General features: G+C 62.4%; 18 protein-coding genes. 6 read left to right on the forward strand and 12 right to left on the reverse strand.

Going from position 1 to position 16100, the window contains the following annotated elements:
- Positions 1 to 9: 9 nt before the first annotated feature.
- The 10 genes from BLQ55_RS02270 to BLQ55_RS02315 form a co-directional block, all read right to left on the reverse strand.
- Positions 10 to 1158 (reverse strand): efflux RND transporter periplasmic adaptor subunit, encoded by a 1149-nt coding sequence (locus BLQ55_RS02270; RefSeq protein WP_092201593.1) that lies wholly within the window; start codon positions 1156 to 1158, stop codon positions 10 to 12.
- Positions 1159 to 1312: 154 nt separating this feature from the next.
- On the reverse strand, positions 1313 to 2410 hold the full coding sequence (locus tag BLQ55_RS02275) for a DUF1513 domain-containing protein (protein WP_092252074.1): 1098 nt from the start codon (positions 2408 to 2410) through the stop codon (positions 1313 to 1315).
- Positions 2411 to 2412: 2 nt separating this feature from the next.
- The gene (locus BLQ55_RS02280) at positions 2413 to 3477 is read right to left on the reverse strand and encodes an imelysin family protein (protein ID WP_092201597.1); all 1065 of its coding nucleotides are present in this window, start codon (positions 3475 to 3477) and stop codon (positions 2413 to 2415) included.
- Positions 3478 to 3505: 28 nt separating this feature from the next.
- Entirely contained in the window at positions 3506 to 4933 is a 1428-nt protein-coding gene (locus tag BLQ55_RS02285) for a di-heme oxidoreductase family protein (protein WP_092252076.1), read from the reverse strand.
- A 224-nt stretch (positions 4934 to 5157) separates the two neighbouring features.
- Positions 5158 to 6498, reverse strand: coding sequence for a sensor histidine kinase (locus tag BLQ55_RS02290; RefSeq protein ID WP_092252078.1), 1341 nt, complete (start codon positions 6496 to 6498; stop codon positions 5158 to 5160).
- Positions 6499 to 6565: 67 nt separating this feature from the next.
- Positions 6566 to 7003: a Spy/CpxP family protein refolding chaperone gene (locus tag BLQ55_RS02295; protein WP_072408657.1), complete on the reverse strand. Its 438-nt coding sequence runs from the start codon at positions 7001 to 7003 to the stop codon at positions 6566 to 6568.
- Between the two features lie 325 nt (positions 7004 to 7328).
- Entirely contained in the window at positions 7329 to 8006 is a 678-nt protein-coding gene (locus BLQ55_RS02300; protein ID WP_003178772.1) for a response regulator transcription factor, read from the reverse strand.
- Positions 8007 to 8013: 7 nt separating this feature from the next.
- The gene (locus BLQ55_RS02305) at positions 8014 to 8424 is read right to left on the reverse strand and encodes an SH3 domain-containing protein (protein ID WP_060740967.1); all 411 of its coding nucleotides are present in this window, start codon (positions 8422 to 8424) and stop codon (positions 8014 to 8016) included.
- A gap of 107 nt (positions 8425 to 8531) precedes the next feature.
- Entirely contained in the window at positions 8532 to 8831 is a 300-nt protein-coding gene (locus BLQ55_RS02310) for a YciI family protein (protein WP_060740968.1), read from the reverse strand.
- Between the two features lies 1 nt (position 8832).
- Entirely contained in the window at positions 8833 to 9429 is a 597-nt protein-coding gene (locus BLQ55_RS02315; RefSeq protein WP_003204874.1) for a septation protein A, read from the reverse strand.
- An 87-nt stretch (positions 9430 to 9516) separates the two neighbouring features.
- Here BLQ55_RS02315 and BLQ55_RS02320 point away from each other — a divergent pair, with 87 nt between their 5' ends.
- From BLQ55_RS02320 to rluB, 5 genes are all read left to right on the forward strand, one after another.
- Positions 9517 to 10380, forward strand: coding sequence for a PHP domain-containing protein (locus BLQ55_RS02320; protein WP_092201602.1), 864 nt, complete (start codon positions 9517 to 9519; stop codon positions 10378 to 10380).
- Positions 10381 to 10393: 13 nt separating this feature from the next.
- On the forward strand, positions 10394 to 11023 hold the full coding sequence (locus tag BLQ55_RS02325) for an L-threonylcarbamoyladenylate synthase (RefSeq protein ID WP_053124883.1): 630 nt from the start codon (positions 10394 to 10396) through the stop codon (positions 11021 to 11023).
- Positions 11024 to 11155: 132 nt separating this feature from the next.
- Positions 11156 to 11854, forward strand: coding sequence for a segregation and condensation protein A (locus BLQ55_RS02330; protein WP_165826070.1), 699 nt, complete (start codon positions 11156 to 11158; stop codon positions 11852 to 11854).
- 11 nt (positions 11855 to 11865) lie between these two features.
- Positions 11866 to 12825, forward strand: a complete 960-nt coding sequence (gene scpB, locus BLQ55_RS02335; protein WP_092252082.1) for an SMC-Scp complex subunit ScpB — start codon at positions 11866 to 11868, stop codon at positions 12823 to 12825.
- A gap of 345 nt (positions 12826 to 13170) precedes the next feature.
- Positions 13171 to 14406, forward strand: a complete 1236-nt coding sequence (gene rluB, locus BLQ55_RS02340) for a 23S rRNA pseudouridine(2605) synthase RluB (protein WP_092201606.1) — start codon at positions 13171 to 13173, stop codon at positions 14404 to 14406.
- A gap of 206 nt (positions 14407 to 14612) precedes the next feature.
- On the opposite strand, the gene BLQ55_RS02345 is transcribed toward rluB, so the two are convergent.
- Together BLQ55_RS02345 and BLQ55_RS32095 are read right to left on the reverse strand one after the other, a co-directional pair.
- Entirely contained in the window at positions 14613 to 15578 is a 966-nt protein-coding gene (locus BLQ55_RS02345; protein ID WP_092252084.1) for a M29 family metallopeptidase, read from the reverse strand.
- A 93-nt stretch (positions 15579 to 15671) separates the two neighbouring features.
- Positions 15672 to 15809 (reverse strand): hypothetical protein, encoded by a 138-nt coding sequence (locus BLQ55_RS32095; RefSeq protein ID WP_042729498.1) that lies wholly within the window; start codon positions 15807 to 15809, stop codon positions 15672 to 15674.
- Between the two features lie 14 nt (positions 15810 to 15823).
- On the opposite strand from BLQ55_RS32095, the gene BLQ55_RS31160 reads away from it, so the two are divergent.
- Positions 15824 to 16048 carry a hypothetical protein gene (locus BLQ55_RS31160; protein ID WP_143011684.1) on the forward strand — a complete coding sequence of 75 codons (225 nt, stop codon included), beginning with the start codon at positions 15824 to 15826 and terminating at the stop codon, positions 16046 to 16048.
- Positions 16049 to 16100: the final 52 nt, after the last annotated feature.

Genomic DNA, 16100 nt, shown 5'->3' on the forward strand with positions numbered 1-16100 from the left:
GTTCCTTGATCAGTCCGCCCGCGGCGAGCTGTTCTGTTCGGTCAGGGTCTTGTCGTCGCTGATGGCGATCGGCGTACCGTTATCGAGCTTGAGCTGGCCGGCGATCACGACTTGTTCGCCGCTCTGCACGCCTTTGGAAACCAGCACCTGCCCGTCGCGTCGCTCGCCGGTTTCAACGAAGCGCCGTTCGGCGATCAGGACCGGCTGCCCCTTGCCGTCTTTCTCGACTGTGCCGTCGGCGGCTTTCTTTTGCGTCACCACGTACATGGAGTTGCCGTAGAGGGTGTAGGTCACGGCGCTTTCCGGCACGACGATTCCGGCGACCACGTCCGGCAGGATCACCTGCAGGTTGGCGAACATGCCGGGCAGCAGCTTGCCGTCGGGGTTGGCCAGGGTGGCGCGCACCAGGACGTTGCGGGTGCTGTCCTCGACCTTGGGGTTGATCGCACTGATGGTGCCGACGAAGGTCTGCCCGGGATAGGCCGAGACGCTGACGTTGACCGATTGGGCAACAGCGAGCCGGGGCACGTTTTGCTCGGGCACGTAGAAGTCCACGTACAGGCTGCTGAGGTCTTGCAGGGTGGCGATCACCGTGCCGCTGGCCAGGTAGTCGCCGACATCCACCTGGCGAATGCCGATGGTGCCGCTGAACGGCGCCAGGATGTGTTTCTTGGCCAGCGACGCCTTGAGCTGGTTGACCGTGGCCTGGTTCTTCTTCAGTTGCGCCGAGAGCCGGTCGAATTCGCCCTTGGAGATCGCCTGGCTGCCCACCAGTTGTCGGCCGCGACCGAAATCCACTTGCGACAGGCCCAGGTCGGCCTCGGCGGTTTCCAGCAGGGCGCTTTCGACTTCGCTGTCCAGTTGCAGGAGCGGCTGGCCGGCCTTGACCTTTTGCCCGGACTGGAACTGCACCTTCTGCACGGTCCCGGCGATTTCCAGGCTCAGGTCCACCCCTTGCAGCGCCTTCAGGCTGCCGACGGTGGGCAGGCGAGCCTGCCAGGGTTGCTGGGTGGCCGTGGCCACGGCGACGCTGACCGGAGGTTTCGGCTTGGAGAACGACTGGATCTGCTGGTAAACGGAGAAGGCCTTGTAGCCGGCGAGCAATAGCACTACCAGCAGGACAACACCCAACATGATCAGCATGCGGCGTCGCAGCATGTTCCACTTCCTTGGAAAGAGCTGAGAGAAAATACAGATAGGCGGGCACATTACTCTGAGTGTGCGGGCTATTCCAGATGCTGACGGGCCGGTGATGCGTGGGATTTTTCCGAAAAATCAGGGAGCTCGGCACCGATGGGCTTCGCTCCCTTGTTCAGGCCAGATGCAAATGGTTGTCCCAGAGCCCTGCCGGCAGATCCAGGGGTTTTGCAACCAGTTGTGTCTGGCGGCAATCGTAATAGCGGCAACGTCCTTGGCCCGACGTCACGACAAAACCGTCGGTTACCGCGCCCACACCGGCACAGTCCGGCAAGGGGGCATCCAGGCGGACCTCGCCACTGTCCAGGTCCCAGATGAAGAAGCGGTTGCCGCGTGGGGCGGTCAGGGCCACCAGGCGCAGGTCGCTGTGCACAGCGACGCTGGCGGTGTAGTGCCCCATGGCCTGCAATTGTTCTTCGGGCACCGGGAATGCCTGGAACGGCTGCCCTGGCCGCTTGATTGCCACCAGTTCCGACGATTCGTGGGCAGGGCCCATGAACTGCTGGCCGGAAACGATGGTGCCGTCACTGGCGATGCCGAGGTGGCGCACGCTGTTCATCGATTGGGCGAGGGTTTCCTTGCTCAGTAGGGTGCCATCGCGTTGCATCAGCACCAGGCTTGGCTCCATGGCGTCGAGGTTCATTTCGACCCGGCTTTCGGCCTCGGTGCGAATGCCGCCGTTGGCCACCACCAGCGTCTCGCCATCGGGCATCCAGGACACCTGGTGAGGACCGATGCCATGGGTGGACATCTCGCCGCTGTGCACCAGCCGCTCGCCTTCGAAACGGTACATGCCCAATAGGCCGCGTCCCGGGTCGGTGGTGTCGTTCTCGGTGGCGTACAGCCATTCGCCGCTGTTATGGATGACCGCGTGGCCGTAGAAATGCCGGTTCGGCAACGAGGCGATGGTTTGCAGCAGCGTCCCGTCACGCAGGTCGATCAAGTAGCTTTCGGTGCCTGGACGACGGGCGACGAACAGCGCAATCGGTTGCGTCGGGTGATGGATGATGTCATGGCAGCGTTGGCCGACCTGGGTGGCGAACACCCGCGTGCCGTCCAGTCGATAACCGACGGCGTAATGCTTGCCGTCGCCATCGTCCCGTGCCGAAAGCAAGAGTGGGTGCTTGTCCTTTTGCTTGAACAGCGTCCAGCCGCCCAGGGTGACGGCGCCGAGCAGCAAGCTGCCCAGTGCCAGGACCTGACGTCGAAACATGATCAGTCACCGTCGTTGGCATTGAAGCCCAGTTGGATGCCCAGCGCCTTGGCCAGTTCGCCTTCGTGCAGGCGATGGACGACGTTGAGGCTGTCGTACAAATCGTTGAGTTGCTGGCGCCCGGCATCGTCGTTGAGCATTTCGGTCAACGAGCGCTGGCTGCTGGCGAACAGTTTCAAGGAGGCATCGTAGGCGGCGTCGATCTTGTCCGCCAACGGTTTCTGCTCGCTTGGCAGCAGGCCGCGCAGGCCTTTGTTGTCCACGCCGGCCCAGACGGTCCTGGCCGCGCTCAGGCTGGCTTCCAGCCCTTGCAACGACGACTGGCTGCGCCAGGCGTCGGCCTGGAAAGGCTGAGGTACGCCCTTGCTCTGGCGGCCCATCGGCGTGCCGAGTTTTTTCTTCAGCGTGTCCAGGGCCGTGACCTGCACGCGCAGCAGATCGGCGATGGCCTCGTGGGAGTCGGCGTAGCGCTGGTTGGGGAACTTGCTCATCTGGGCGAGCATGCCGTCGTTGGCGTTCCACCCCGACAGGATCTCTTCGGCCAGTTGTTTCTGGCGTTCGCCGATTGCAGTGAGCAGCGGGCAGTACTTGGCTTTCTGGGCACTGTCGGCCATGTCGATTTTTGCGTCGAACAGCAGGTATTCGTAGGCCGAGAGCCCTTGTACGACAACGCTGGACTTGGCCAGGCCGGCGGCGTCGATCTGTGGCTGGCTGTTGACCAGTTGCTCGACCTGACGGCCTACCAGGTTTTTCTTGTCCGGCCAGAACTGCACCTGCCAGGCGCGGTTGCCCTCGGCCAGCGGGCCGATCAACAGGGGTTGCAACTCGGCCCAGGCTTTTTGCGCCTTGAGGAAGTCGGCGCGGGCGGTGTCCAGGGTTTCCTTGCCTTGGCAGAACGCCAGGGCGCTGGTCGCCAGTTGCCGGTCGGCCTCGACCCAGCGGCTGTAGGTCGGCAGGATCACTTGCTTGGCGATGGCGGCCGAGGTGACGGCTTGTGGGTCCTGGGGCGAGCAGGCACCGAGGGCGAGGGCGGCGAGGCTGGTGAACAACAGCTTGGGACGGAACATGTCAGGCTCCCATTTCTGGAAAAGGCATTTAAAGGGAATTCAGAAAGGCCAGCAACGCAGCGCGTTGCTCGGCATTGAACGCTAAAACCTGGCGTTGCGCCGCTTGTGCTTCGCCGCCATGCCACAGCACGGCTTCGAGCAGGTTGCGGGCACGACCGTCATGCAGGAACTGGGTGTGGCCGTTAACGGTTTCGGTCAGGCCGATGCCCCACAGCGGCGGGGTTCGCCAATCACGGCCGCTGGCCTTGAATTCGCTGCGGTTGTCGGCCAGGCCTTCGCCCATGTCGTGCAGCAGCAGGTCGGTGTAGGGGCGGATGACCTGGTTCGCCAGCTCCGGTTCAGCAGCATGGGCGGACGTGGTGTATTTCGGTGTGTGGCAAGACTGGCAGCCGGCCTGGAAAAACAGATTCTTGCCCGCCAGTACCTGAGGAGAATTCACCTCGCGACGGGCCGGCACGGCGAGGTTGCGGCTGTAGAACAGCACCAGTCGCAGGATGTTGTCGCTGACTTCCGGCTCGCCGTCCGGGCCGTTGCCGCTGGGGGCGCGCTTGCAATCGACCTGGGTTTCGGTGCAGTCGTCGAAGGGCCGCAGGCTCGTCGTCAGGCCCATGTCACCGGAGAACGCATGGACGTTCTGTTGGTTGAGGTTGGGCTGCCCAGCCTTCCAGCCAAACCGTCCAAGTACGGTTTTCTGTTGGGCATCGTCCCAGACCTGGTTGGGACGACCGGCGATGCCGTTGTTTTCCCGCGCCTGGGCTTTGGCGTTGGCGAGGATGGATTCGTCAGGGATCGCCTCCAGCAACCCCAGGCCGATCATGGGCGGAGCGACACGGGCGGAAAAACGCGTGTCCGGGTGCATCGGCCCATAGGCCAATTGGGTGATTTGCAGGTTTGGCTTGCGCAGTTCCACGACGGTGCCGTCCTTGAAGCGCACCGGGACGGGGCTGTAATCGACCCGGACTTTACCTTCGGGAGCGACACCGGGGACAGACATGTCCTGCAACTGCCCACCGTAAACCGGCTCCGGCACCACCCCCAGTTGTTCGATGACCTTGGCGTAGGGCGGCGCATCGGGAATCGACAGGCGTACCAGCATCGACACCGCGCTGGCGGCGTCCGGTGCCGGCGGATGACCGCGACCGTCCTTGATATGGCAGTTCTGGCAGGCGTTGGTGTTGAACAACGGGCCGAGGCCGTCCCGGGCGGTGGTGGTCGAGGGGGCGATCACCCAGGGGCTGCGGAAGAAACTGTTGCCGACGCTGAAATCCACGCGCCGCGAAGGTGGCAGGTTGGCCGAGGGCAGGGAAAAGGCGTTTTGATCGCTCTTGCGAACCGTCGTGGCACCACCGGAACGGGCTTCACCCGGTTCAGCCTGGGTAAAACGCGGGGCGTCATCGCAGGCACTCAGGCCCAGGGCCATGAACAGTGCACATAAGCGAAGAGGCAACGATGGCATCGGGTGACCTGGGAGAGAGGTGAAAAGAGGGCGCAAAGTCTAACAGGGCCGGGGAGTTTGAATAAGAGGAATTATCGTTTGGTTTGTGAAGCCTGCGTGGTTCTGGAGCTACGTAGGAGCTGTCGAGTGCAACGAGGCTGCGATCTTGTCCCAGACAATTGAATCTGGAGTGAAAGATCAAAAGATCGCAGCCTTCGGCAGCTCCTACAGAACTCAGCGGGAGCTTAAGGCTGGACAACAGCCCCCGGCACCAGCGGCAGTTCCAGGGTCGCGACGAACCCACCGTCAGGATGGTTGCCCAACACCAGCGCACCGCCATGGCGCTCGGCGGCACGACGCGCAATCGCCAGGCCCAGGCCATGGCCGGCGGCGGTCTGGCCGGGGGCGCGGTAGAACGGCTCGCCCAATTGCCCCAAGTGTTCGGCCTCCACGCCAGGCCCGTGGTCGCGCACGCTGATCAGGATCCGTTCGCCCTGGCGTGCCGCGCGCATCTCGATGGGTTGCCCGGTCGGATTGAAGCGCTGGGCGTTACGCAGCAGGTTGTCCACCGCTCGCTCGATCATGGTCGGCCAGCCCTTGAGGGTCAGGCCTGCCTCGGTTTCAAGCTGCACGGTTTGCTCCGGTGACGCCAGTTGTGCATCTTTTTGTAGGGTGAACAGCAAACCGTTGAGGTCCACCTCTTCGGCGCCGGCGTTGTCGGCGTCGACCCGGGCCAGGACCAGGATTTCGCTGATCAACGCTTCCAGGCGATCGCATTCGCGGGTCAGGCGTGGCCAGAGTTTTTCACGCTCCTCGGGGCTGGCCCGTTCAGCCAATGCCAGGGCAATGCGCAGACGGGCCAGGGGCGAGCGCAGTTCGTGGGATACGTCGCGCAGCAGTTGGCGCTGGCTGGCGATCAAGCTTTGCAGGCGCGCGCCCATGCGGTTGAAGTCGGTGGCCAGCACGCCGAACTCGTCTCGTCGGTTGGCCAGCTTGGCGAGGCTGTTCTGCTGGTAGGCGGCCTGGCCCAGGTCATGCACCGCGCCGCGCAGTCGATTCAGCGGACGGGTGATGGAAAGCGTCACCAACAGGCTGAACAAGGTCAGCACCACCAGCGCGATGCCCAGTGCGCTGAGGGGCCAGAGCAGGCTGCCGCGGTGCCAGGCGTCCAGTTCGGGATGGGGAATGCGGTAGATGAACAGGTACGTGTCGCCACTTTTGGCGCTGGTGAACTCGTCGGTCAGCCGCCGCCAGGGCAGGCGTCGGTCGTCGTTGTTCTGCCGGGCCTCGAAGGCCGCGGCACGATGGGGGAAGGTGCCGCGTACCACCGGGTCGCCGCTTTCGTTGAACACCTGGACGTCGATGTGATACTGGCGCTTGCGCTGTTGCAGGATCTCCTGGGCGGCATCCTCGCCCTGGGTTTCGTAGGTTTGCGTCCACTCTTCGGGCAGGGTATTGAGGCCCGGGTGACGGCTGAGGATCCAGGCGTCCTGGTTCAGCATATGGCCCATCAGGATCGAAAGCCCTGCAACCAGGGCGATGGCCAGCCAGAAACTGGCCAGGATGCGCCAGAACAATGAACGCACGATAAATCCTCGGAAACAAAGAAAGCCCAACGGCGATTGGCCGTTGGGCTGGGCAAGCGTCAGTGCATTATTGCGCTTTTTGCGGTTGTTGCGCTTTCCAGGCTTTGAACTCAGCCCACTCGGCGCGACGTTCGGCCTGTTTCTTCTGGATCGCGTCGAATTCCTTTTGCTGCTCAGGCTTCAGCAAGCCACGGATCTGGGCATCGACTTTCTCGTGCCGGGCCTGCATTTCGTCCTGCATGGCTTTCTGGTCGGCTGGCGACAGCTTGGCCAGGTACTTGTCGACCAGTTCCCGTTGTTCGTGGCGCTGCTCGCCCATGATCCGGCGAATCTGCTGGCGTTGTTCGCGGCTCAGGTCCAGTTGACTGTAGGGGCCTTTGTCGTGCATCTGGCCGCCGTGGCGCGGGCCGTCCATCGGGCCCATCGGGCCGGGGCCTTCGGGCATGGCCATGGCGACGGTCGGCAGGGCGGCAGCGAACATCAGAGCGATAAGGGTCTTGCGCATGGTGTGTCTCCTTGTCTCATTCCCGGTCAGTTCCGGATGTGTGCAGATTACGGAGATCAAGGTCAGCGGCGGTCAGGGGGGCGTAAAGCTTGGGTAAAGACGGTTTGGTGACGAGCTTACAAACAGTGGGCGCAGAAAATGCGGCGAGGAGATTATTTGTGGCGAGGGGATTTATCCCCGCTGGGCCGCGCAGCGGCCCTCTTGGTTTTATCTGATGCACCGCGGAGGCAGACACATCTGGGGGCGCTTCGCACCCCAGCGGGGATAAATCCCCTCGCCACAGAGGGATCATTTCCCCGGTCCAAGCACGGAATCGGGGCAGTGTTCAAAGGCTGTAGTAATAACCCCGGCTACGCAGCGCCACGATGCGCGGGCGACCGTCGGGGTGAGGGCCGATTTTCTTGCGCAGGTTGCTCACGTGCATGTCGAGGCTGCGGTCGTACAGGGTCAGCTTGCGGCCCAGGGCGATCTGCGCCAGCTCCTGCTTGTCCAGCGGCTCGCCCGGTTGCTTGAGCAGCGCTTCGAGCAGGCGACTTTCGGAAACGGTGAGGGTCTGTTCCTGTTCGTCGATGCTGACGACGCCACGCACCGGGCTGAAAGTCAGGTCACCCAGCTCGATCTGGCTGGACACCGCCGCCGGATGGCTGCGGCGCAGCACGGCGCGCAGGCGGGCGGTCAGTTCCCGTGGGTCGCAGGGCTTGGCCAGGTAGTCATCGGCGCCCAGTTCCAGGCCAAGGATACGGTCCAGCGGCTCACCCCGGGCCGACAGCATCAGCACCGGCAACTCCGGGTGATCGTTGCGCAGTTGCTTGAGCAGTTCCAGGCCGCTGCCGTCGGGCAGCATCACGTCCAGGACCACGGCAGCCGGGGCGGTTTCGGCCAAGGCCTTGCGGGCACTCTGGCCATCGTGACAGGCGCGGACCTGAAACCCTTCCTGGCTCAGCCAACTCACGAGGAGCTCACACAGCTCCTGGTCATCATCTATCAGTAACAGCTCGCTCATGACTCACTCAATTTAGCCATTGCCGACGTTGTCTACGTCCACCGCTGGCAAAGATACCGCAGAGCAAGGCCAATAGCGCTACCCCGGCACCAATGACGAACCATTGCTGTTGATCGGTCAACAGCCGTGGCAGCGGGCTGGCCTGGGCTTCCTTGAGTTGCAGCTTCAGGCGCTGGTTCTCCTGGCGCAGCCGGGCCAGCACAGCGCTTTCGCGCTCGCTGTCGGCATTTTGCAGCTGTTTGCTCAGCTCTTCACGCTGGCGTTCGCTGTCTTTCAAGCGTTGCTGCAATTCGGCGATCTGGCCGCCGGCGCTCAGGGACAAGGGCGCCGAATGACTGCCCTCGGTGCTTTCCTCGCCATGGGCGGGCGCTCCGATCGCCAACGAGACCAACAACAGGCACAACGGACCTTTGCGCATTGCAACTCCTGAATTCCAATCGAGATTAGACAGGTTGTCGGCCGGCGAACGATAAAGATGAGCAACGGCGGCAATGAGCCGTGGAGGCCCATCGCGCCAGGGGGGATTTACGGCAGGACTTGCTTGAACGGCTTGACCACGACATTGGCGTAGACGCCGGCCGCCACGAACGGATCGGCCTCGGCCCAGGCCTGGGCGGCGACCAGGGAGTCGAACTCGGCCACGATCAGGCTGCCGCTAAAACCGGCTGCGCCCGGGTCATTGCTGTCCACCGCCGGATGCGGGCCGGCCAGCACGATGCGGCCTTCGGACTTGAGCTGTTGCAGGCGCTCCAGGTGTGCCGGGCGCACGGCCAGGCGTTTTTCCAGGGAGTCGGCGACGTCGGTGGCAATGATTGCGTAGAGCATGTCAGTCCTCGGTTTTAGGCGTGGTGGGGTCGGCATCGTGCAGGTGACGGGACAGGTAGATGCCCTGGCCAATCAGGAACAGCAGCGTCATGCCCAGGCTGCCGAAGACCTTGAAGTCGACCCAGTACTCCTGGAACGTGAACGCAACGAACAGGTTGGCGGCGCCGCAGAACAGGAAAAACGCGATCCAGGCGATGTTCAACCGGGTCCAGATCAGTTCCGGCAGGTTGATGGCATGGCCCATGATGCGCTTGATCAGCAGTCGGTCACCGATGAAGTGGCTGCCGATGAACGCGAGGGCAAACAGCCAGTTGACCACCGGGGCCTTCCACTTGAGGAAGGTTTCGCTGTGGAACGCCAGGGTCAGGCTGCCGAATACAAGGCAGGCGATCAAGGTCAGCCACTGGCTCTTCTCCAGCTTGCGCTGGGACACGAACAGCGCGCCGTAGACCACCAGGGAGCTGATGATCAGCACGGCGGTGGCGCTGTAAATACCGCCTACAGTCAAGGAGTGACCGGCGAAATCGACGGCTCGGGGATCAAGTTTGTAGACGATGAAAAACAGCAGGAGCGGGATGAAGTCGATGAATTGTTTCACAGTGGCAGCCAGAAGCAGGATGTGGCGGCATAATAACAAACATCCTTGGCCGCGATAGGGCCAGCTGATTTGAGGTCACAAACTCTCGTGAATGTTGATTTGCACTGCCATAGCACGGCCTCCGATGGCGCCCTGGCGCCTGCGGTTCTGGTGGCGCGGGCGTTCGAGCACGGCGTGCGAGTCCTGGCCCTGACCGATCACGACACCCTCGAAGGCCTCGACGAGGCCCGCAGCGCCGCCACGGCGCTGGGCATGCGGCTGGTCAACGGGGTCGAGTTGTCGTGTACCTGGGGCGGGGCGACCATCCATGTGCTGGGCTATGGTTTCGATGTGAAGGCGCCGGCGCTGGTCCAGGCCATCGCACACCTGCGCGACGGGCGCTGGCTGCGCTCCGAAGAGATCAGCCGCAAGCTGGCCCTCAAGGGCATGCCCGGTGCGCTGGACGGCGCCCGGCAGATCCAGCAGGAACTGGGCGACAGCGGCAACGCACCGGCCCGGCCACACTTTGCCGACTGGATGGTGCGCGAAGGGTTCGTCAAGGATCGCGCCGAAGCGTTCCGCAAATGGTTGGGGGCCGGCAAGCTGGGGGACGTCAAGCAGCACTGGCCGACCCTGGAAGAAACCGTCCAGACCCTGCGGGCCGCTGGCGCCTGGGTCAGCCTGGCGCATCCATGGCACTATGATTTCACCCGCAGCAAGCGCCGCCGGCTGGTCGCCGACTATATTCAAGCGGGGGGCCATGCCATCGAGGTGGTCAACGGCCATCAGCCTGCCGAGCAAGTGGGCAGCCTGGCGATCCTGGCCCGTGAGTTCGGCCTGCTGGTCACCGCCGGCAGTGATTTCCATGGCCCCGGGGGCTGGTCCGAGATCGGCGAATACCGCCCGTTGCCGGAAGATCTGCCACCACTATGGTGTAGATTCAAACATGATCCCGTTACCGCCGCCGTCTGAACAGGTAGAACACGTGAGTCAATTTTTCCAGATTCATCCGGAAAACCCGCAAGCGCGCCTGATCAAACAGGCCGTGGAAATCATTCGTGGTGGTGGCGTGGTGGTCTATCCCACCGATTCGTCCTACGCCATCGGTTGCCAGATCGGCGACAAGAATGCCGTGGAGCGTGTCAGACGCCTGCGTCAACTGGACGACAAGCACAATTTCGCGCTCATCTGCAGCGACCTTTCGCAGTTGGGCCTGTTCGCCAAGATCGACACCGGCACCTTCCGCTTGCTCAAGGCGCATTTGCCGGGGCCCTACACGTTCATTCTCAATGCCACCCGGGAAGTCCCGCGGCTGTTGCTGCACCCGAAAAAGCGCACCATCGGCCTGCGGGTGCCGAGCCATCCCATCGCCCTGGCGCTGCTGGCGGAACTGGGTGAGCCGTTGATGAGCGTGACGCTGATCATGCCCGGCGAGACCGAGCCGTTGACCGATCCCTATGAGATGCGCCAGATACTCGAGCATCAGGTGGACCTGATCATCGACGGCGGTTTCGGCGGCATGTCGGCGTCCACGGTGATCAACCTGGCTGATGGCGAGCCCCAGGTGGTGCGCGTCGGGTGCGGCGATCCGACGCCGTTCATGGTCGAGGCCTGAATGTCCGCCGTGGAAACCTCCGTGGACAATGCCGATAGCCAGGTCGGCGCGCAGCAGGAGTTGCCGTTCGCCATGGTCTATGGCCAGGCGGTCATGGAAATGCCCCTGGACCTTTACATTCCGCCGGATGCGCTGGAAGTGTTCCTCGAAGCCTTCGAGGGACCGCTTGACCTGCTGCTGTACCTGATCCGCAAACAGAACATCAACATCCTCGACATCCCCGTGGCGGAAATCACCCGCCAGTACATGGGCTACGTCGAGTTGATGCAGTCGGTACGCTTGGAACTGGCGGCCGAGTACCTGGTGATGGCGGCCATGCTGGCCGAGATCAAGTCGCGGATGCTGCTGCCGCGCTCGGCGGAGGTCGAAGCGGAAGAGGACGACCCGCGGGCGGAGTTGATCCGGCGCTTGCAGGAGTACGAACGCTTCAAGGTCGCCGCCGAAGGCCTCGATGGCTTGAACCGGGTGGGGCGCGATGTGGTGGTGCCCAAGCTCGATGCGCCCGAAGCGCGGGCGCGCAAGTTGCTGCCGGATGTGAGCCTGGAAGAGCTGCTGATGTCCATGGCCGAGGTCCTGCGCCGGGGCGATATGTTTGAAAGTCATCAGGTCAGCCGCGAAGCGCTGTCCACCCGCGAGCGCATGAGCGATGTGCTGGAGCGGCTCAAGGGCGGCGGCTTCGTGCCGTTCGTCGAGCTGTTCACCGCCGAGGAAGGGCGTTTGGGGGTGGTGGTGACGTTTATGGCGGTCCTGGAATTGGTCAAGGAATCCTTGGTCGAGCTGGTGCAGAATGAGCCGTTCGCAGCGATCCACGTGCGGGCACGAGCCGAATAACGAGCAAATCAATGAATCTGACTGAACCCCGCGAGCTGGCCCCCTTGCTTGAAGCTTTCCTGTTGGCCTCGGGAAAGCCGCAATCGATGGAGCGCCTGTTCGAACTCTTCGAAGAAGGCGAGCGACCCGAGCCGGCCGTGTTCAAGAAAGCCCTGACGCTGCTGGGCAAGTCCTGCGAGGGACGGGCTTTTGAGCTCAAGGAAGTGGCGTCCGGTTATCGCCTGCAGATCCGCGAGAAGTTCGCGCCCTGGGTTGGGCGCCTGTGGGAGGAGCGGCCGCAGCGCTACTCCCGCGCCATGCTCGAAACCATGGCGTTGATCGCCTATCGCCAACCGATCACCCGGGGCGAGATCGAGGATGTACGGGGCGTGGCGGTCAACAGCCATATCGTCAAGACGTTGCTGGAGCGCGAGTGGATCCGCGTCGTCGGCTATCGCGATGTGCCGGGCAAACCGGCGATGTTCGCCACCACCAAAGCCTTTCTCGATCATTTCAACCTGAAAAACCTGGACGACCTGCCGCCCCTGGCCGAATTGCGGGAGCTGGAACCCGAACCGGTGCTGGAGTTCGACGACGTGCCGGTGCCCCAGGGCTTGCAGGAACTGGCGGATGCCAGCGCCGAGCCTGAGGAGCCGAAGGAAGAGACCAGTTTCCACTCGTTGTTGCTGGAGCTGGACACTATGGAAGAAGGCCTCAAGACCGATTTCGACGACCTGCTGCGTGAGGGGCCTGGTCCTGGGGATGAGTCGGATGAGCCTCCCGAGGCCGACCGCGAAGTTGAACGTCAGGCCGAGCCTGAACCCGAAGAAGACATCCTCGGCGTTGCCGAGGCTCGAGAAAAACTGCTGGCCGCGGTCGCCGCACTCCAGCCTCACGAGCCGGAGCCGGAGCCGGAACTGAGCGACGAAGAAGCCGAAGCCCGTGCCCTGGCCGAGGCGATCGAGAACGAACGGCGCCAGTTTGACGACTGATCCCGCGTGCTGGAAAAACAATTCTGAAACCCCACTATCCTGTAGGAGCGAGCTTGCTCGCGATAGCGGTCTGACAGCCAACGTCATCGTTGAAAGTTAAACCTCTATCGCGAGCAAGCTCGCTCCCACAGAGGAATGCGGTGCATCATGAACTCCACCAAGAGCCGCTGCATTGCGCCACCGGTCGGCGGAAAAAGCGTTGAGCCTGGGTTGATCAGCTAGTCTCAGATGCGCAATCGCTTCAACAGGCGTATGATTCGCGACCCTTTGGCGATCCCTTCGTCCAAGACCCGTTTTCAAAGCGTCAGGCCAGGCCTGACCCGACCACACCGGGAGGTGCCCAGAATGAAAGACCAAGACCAGAACGACAGCCAGGAAATCGGCCCAGCAGGCGAGAAGCTGCAAAAAGTCCTCGCCCGTATCGGCGTCGGTTCGCGCCGTGACGTGGAAGCCTGGATCACCCAGGGCCGGATCAAGGTCAATGGTAAAGATGCCACCTTGGGCCTGCGTGTCGACATGCACGACGCCATCACCATCGATGGTAAGGTGATCAAGCGCGAAGAGGCCGCCGAAACGGTGCGCCGCGTGATCATGTACAACAAGCCCGACGGCGAGATCTGCACCCGTGACGACCCGGAAGGCCGTCCGACCGTGTTCGACAAGATGCCGCGTCCGAAAGAAGGCCGCTGGATCAACATCGGTCGCCTGGACATCAACACCACCGGTTTGTTGATGTTCACCACCGACGGTGAGCTGGCCAACCGTTTGATGCACCCGTCCTACGAGATGGACCGCGAATACGCCGTGCGTGTGCGTGGCGAAGTCGACGACGAGATGATCGAGCGCCTCAAGGCCGGCGTCGTGCTGGAAGACGGCCCGGCGCGTTTCACCGACATCAAGCAGGCGCCCGGCGGCGAAGGCTTCAACCACTGGTATCACTGCGTGGTGATGGAAGGCCGGAACCGTGAAGTGCGGCGTTTGTGGGAATCCCAGGGGCTGGTGGTCAGCCGCCTCAAGCGCGTGCGTTTCGGCCCGGTGTTCCTCAACTCCGACCTGCCGATGGGCCGCTGGCGCGAAATGAGCCAGTACGAAGTCGACATCCTGGCCGCCGAAGTGGGTCTCAAACCGGTGGCGATGCCGCAGATGACCGCCAAGAGCAAGGACAAGCTGGAGCGGATGCAGCGTAAATCCTCGCGCCCGATGGGCAAGACCGAGCGCGTGCGTACGTTGCGTCCGGCTGTTGAAGGTGTGGCGACCGGCCCGCGTCCTTCCCGCGAGCCGCAGATCGAAGGCGAACGCCCGGCCCGCAAGCCTGCTCCTCGCCAGGACGGTGAGCGTGGCCCACGTGCGCCGCGTCCGGCCAATGGTCGGACCGAGCGCGGTGAAGGTCGCGGTGCTCCGGCGGGTCGCGGTACGCCAGTCGCCGATCGCCCGGCCGACACCAAGCGTCCGGCCAAGCCAGCGCCGAAAAAGCGCCCGGGTATCGTCCTGGCCGACCGCGACGCGCCATCAGGCAAGCGCCGTGGTGCACCGGCAGGTTCGGGACAGCGTCCGGGGTTCGGGCGTCGTAAGCCGGAGTGATCGGCGAGCACCCATGAAAAACGCCAACCTTAGGGTTGGCGTTTTTTTTGGCCTGGCTTTCATGATGTGGTGCAGATGAGTCCGCCATCGCGAGCAGGCTCGCTCCCACAGTTGATTTTCAGTGAATGGGAGATATGTGTTCGGCACCGCTCCATCGTGGGAGCGAGCCTGCTCGCGATGCGGACTCAGCCTTCTGGAAATCCAACCTAAAGCACAAACCGCCCATCGAACATCGGCTCGTTATCCAGCGCCAATACGCCGCTCTCGAAAATCAGATCCAGGTGATGGCTGCCCTTGGCCCCACCGCCAAGCCCCAGATGCAAGCCGCAGTGGCGCTCCTCGAAACCGGCATTGCGGGCGTACAGGCTCTTGACCCCTTCGTTGGTGCCGATTCCCAGTTCTTCGATGCGGCGATTGGACGGGTTGGCGTCCAGGTACTTGTTGAAGTCGTGTTCCAGGCCAGGTACATCGGTGGCGATTTTCTGGATGGTGGAGTCTTCGATCCACAGCTGCAGCGGCGATTGCAACACGCCGTATTTACGTGCGAACGGGATGGTGCTCAGGAATGTGCCGAGGAAATTCACCCGGCCATTGATGGTGTCGCTGTGGGTGGCGATTTCGCCGGGAGCCAGGTCGTAGTTGCCGACCCCGTTGATGTCGGTCCATTTCTTCACGCCACCCAGGGCAGTGTCGAAATATGAACCGTGGTCATCCTGGAAGCTCAGGGTCGTCGCCTGGGACATGCGCCGGATCAGGTGACTGTTGAGCCCGGCGATGCGCTGGGGAATCACGCTGAAGGTGTCGTAGAAATAATCGCCATAGTCCTTGAACAGCAGCGATTTCTTCCAGTTGTCGGCCATCACGCCTTGCAGCGCACGGACAAAGTCCGGGCCATCGGGACGTGGGTTGGGCAGGGTGGAAGAGTCGTAGAAGAAAATATACAGATCGCTGTCGGCAATGGCCTTGGACAGGCGCTCCGTGGATTCGAGGTCCAGGCGCATGGCGCTGAACCGGAAGGGCGAGCCGCTGTCCGCCTGCTCGGCAATGGCGCCGGTCAGCGCTTCGTAGTCAGCGGTATGACCGAGCAACACCTTGGCGGGCTGAATGCCAGCCAGGGCGGGATGGTGTTCGAGGTAGTAAAGGAAATGTGAGATGGCTCGTTGTGTGTCCATGCTTATTCTTCCCTGACAAGTTCATTTGACTTCCCTGACAACCGGCAAAAAGTGGCGGAGTCGACCGGCCGGATCGCCTCCGCCGGGCGGTGCCTACAGAGGCCACATCGCCGTGCCGAACGGAACGACGGCGTCGGCTTGCATCATTTCAACAGCGGCTTCATGGGTCGGTGCTTCAAACCATTCGTCCAGTTGCAGTTCGGTTTCCAAGTCTTTGTCCAGTGTTTGCATAGTGAATCTCCTAGATGACTTTTACGGAAATCAGCGGACCGATGCGGCGAGTGGAACAGGCCGGCGACGGCACCACAGAACTTGTCGGCACGATGCCTTGGCAAGTCGCTGAAAACCTAGTCGAGGGTTTTTTGGATTGCAAAAAAATAATTTTATTTTTTTCGTTTGAACTTTTTGTTCCATTTTCAACGACAACATTACTCATTCAAAAACAGCCGCCTGGGTGTTTTTTTAAATAGGTAGCTACCTACCGTCAATTTGCAGTCAGCCTACGGAAATTTCCTACTTGGA

The sequence above is a fragment of the Pseudomonas sp. NFACC13-1 genome, from assembly GCF_900104425.1.
GTDB lineage: Bacteria > Pseudomonadota > Gammaproteobacteria > Pseudomonadales > Pseudomonadaceae > Aquipseudomonas > Aquipseudomonas fluorescens_AA.

Bases quoted from the DNA above. Each gene is read 5' to 3' on its own strand.
- scpB (WP_092252082.1), top strand. From the start codon at position 11,866: ATGAATCTGACTGAACCCCGCGAGCTGGCCCCCTTGCTTGAAGCTTTC.
- BLQ55_RS02295 (WP_072408657.1), bottom strand. From the start codon at position 7,003: ATGCGCAAGACCCTTATCGCTCTGATGTTCGCTGCCGCCCTGCCGACC.
- BLQ55_RS02310 (WP_060740968.1), bottom strand. From the start codon at position 8,831: ATGCTCTACGCAATCATTGCCACCGACGTCGCCGACTCCCTGGAAAAA.
- BLQ55_RS02300 (WP_003178772.1), bottom strand. From the start codon at position 8,006: ATGAGCGAGCTGTTACTGATAGATGATGACCAGGAGCTGTGTGAGCTC.
- BLQ55_RS02280 (WP_092201597.1), bottom strand. From the start codon at position 3,477: ATGTTCCGTCCCAAGCTGTTGTTCACCAGCCTCGCCGCCCTCGCCCTC.
- BLQ55_RS02305 (WP_060740967.1), bottom strand. From the start codon at position 8,424: ATGCGCAAAGGTCCGTTGTGCCTGTTGTTGGTCTCGTTGGCGATCGGA.
- BLQ55_RS02345 (WP_092252084.1), bottom strand. From the start codon at position 15,578: ATGGACACACAACGAGCCATCTCACATTTCCTTTACTACCTCGAACAC.
- BLQ55_RS31160 (WP_143011684.1), top strand. From the start codon at position 15,824: ATGACTTTTACGGAAATCAGCGGACCGATGCGGCGAGTGGAACAGGCC.
- BLQ55_RS02270 (WP_092201593.1), bottom strand. From the start codon at position 1,158: ATGCTGCGACGCCGCATGCTGATCATGTTGGGTGTTGTCCTGCTGGTA.
- BLQ55_RS02285 (WP_092252076.1), bottom strand. From the start codon at position 4,933: ATGCCATCGTTGCCTCTTCGCTTATGTGCACTGTTCATGGCCCTGGGC.
- BLQ55_RS02275 (WP_092252074.1), bottom strand. From the start codon at position 2,410: ATGTTTCGACGTCAGGTCCTGGCACTGGGCAGCTTGCTGCTCGGCGCC.
- BLQ55_RS32095 (WP_042729498.1), bottom strand. From the start codon at position 15,809: ATGCAAACACTGGACAAAGACTTGGAAACCGAACTGCAACTGGACGAA.
- rluB (WP_092201606.1), top strand. From the start codon at position 13,171: ATGAAAGACCAAGACCAGAACGACAGCCAGGAAATCGGCCCAGCAGGC.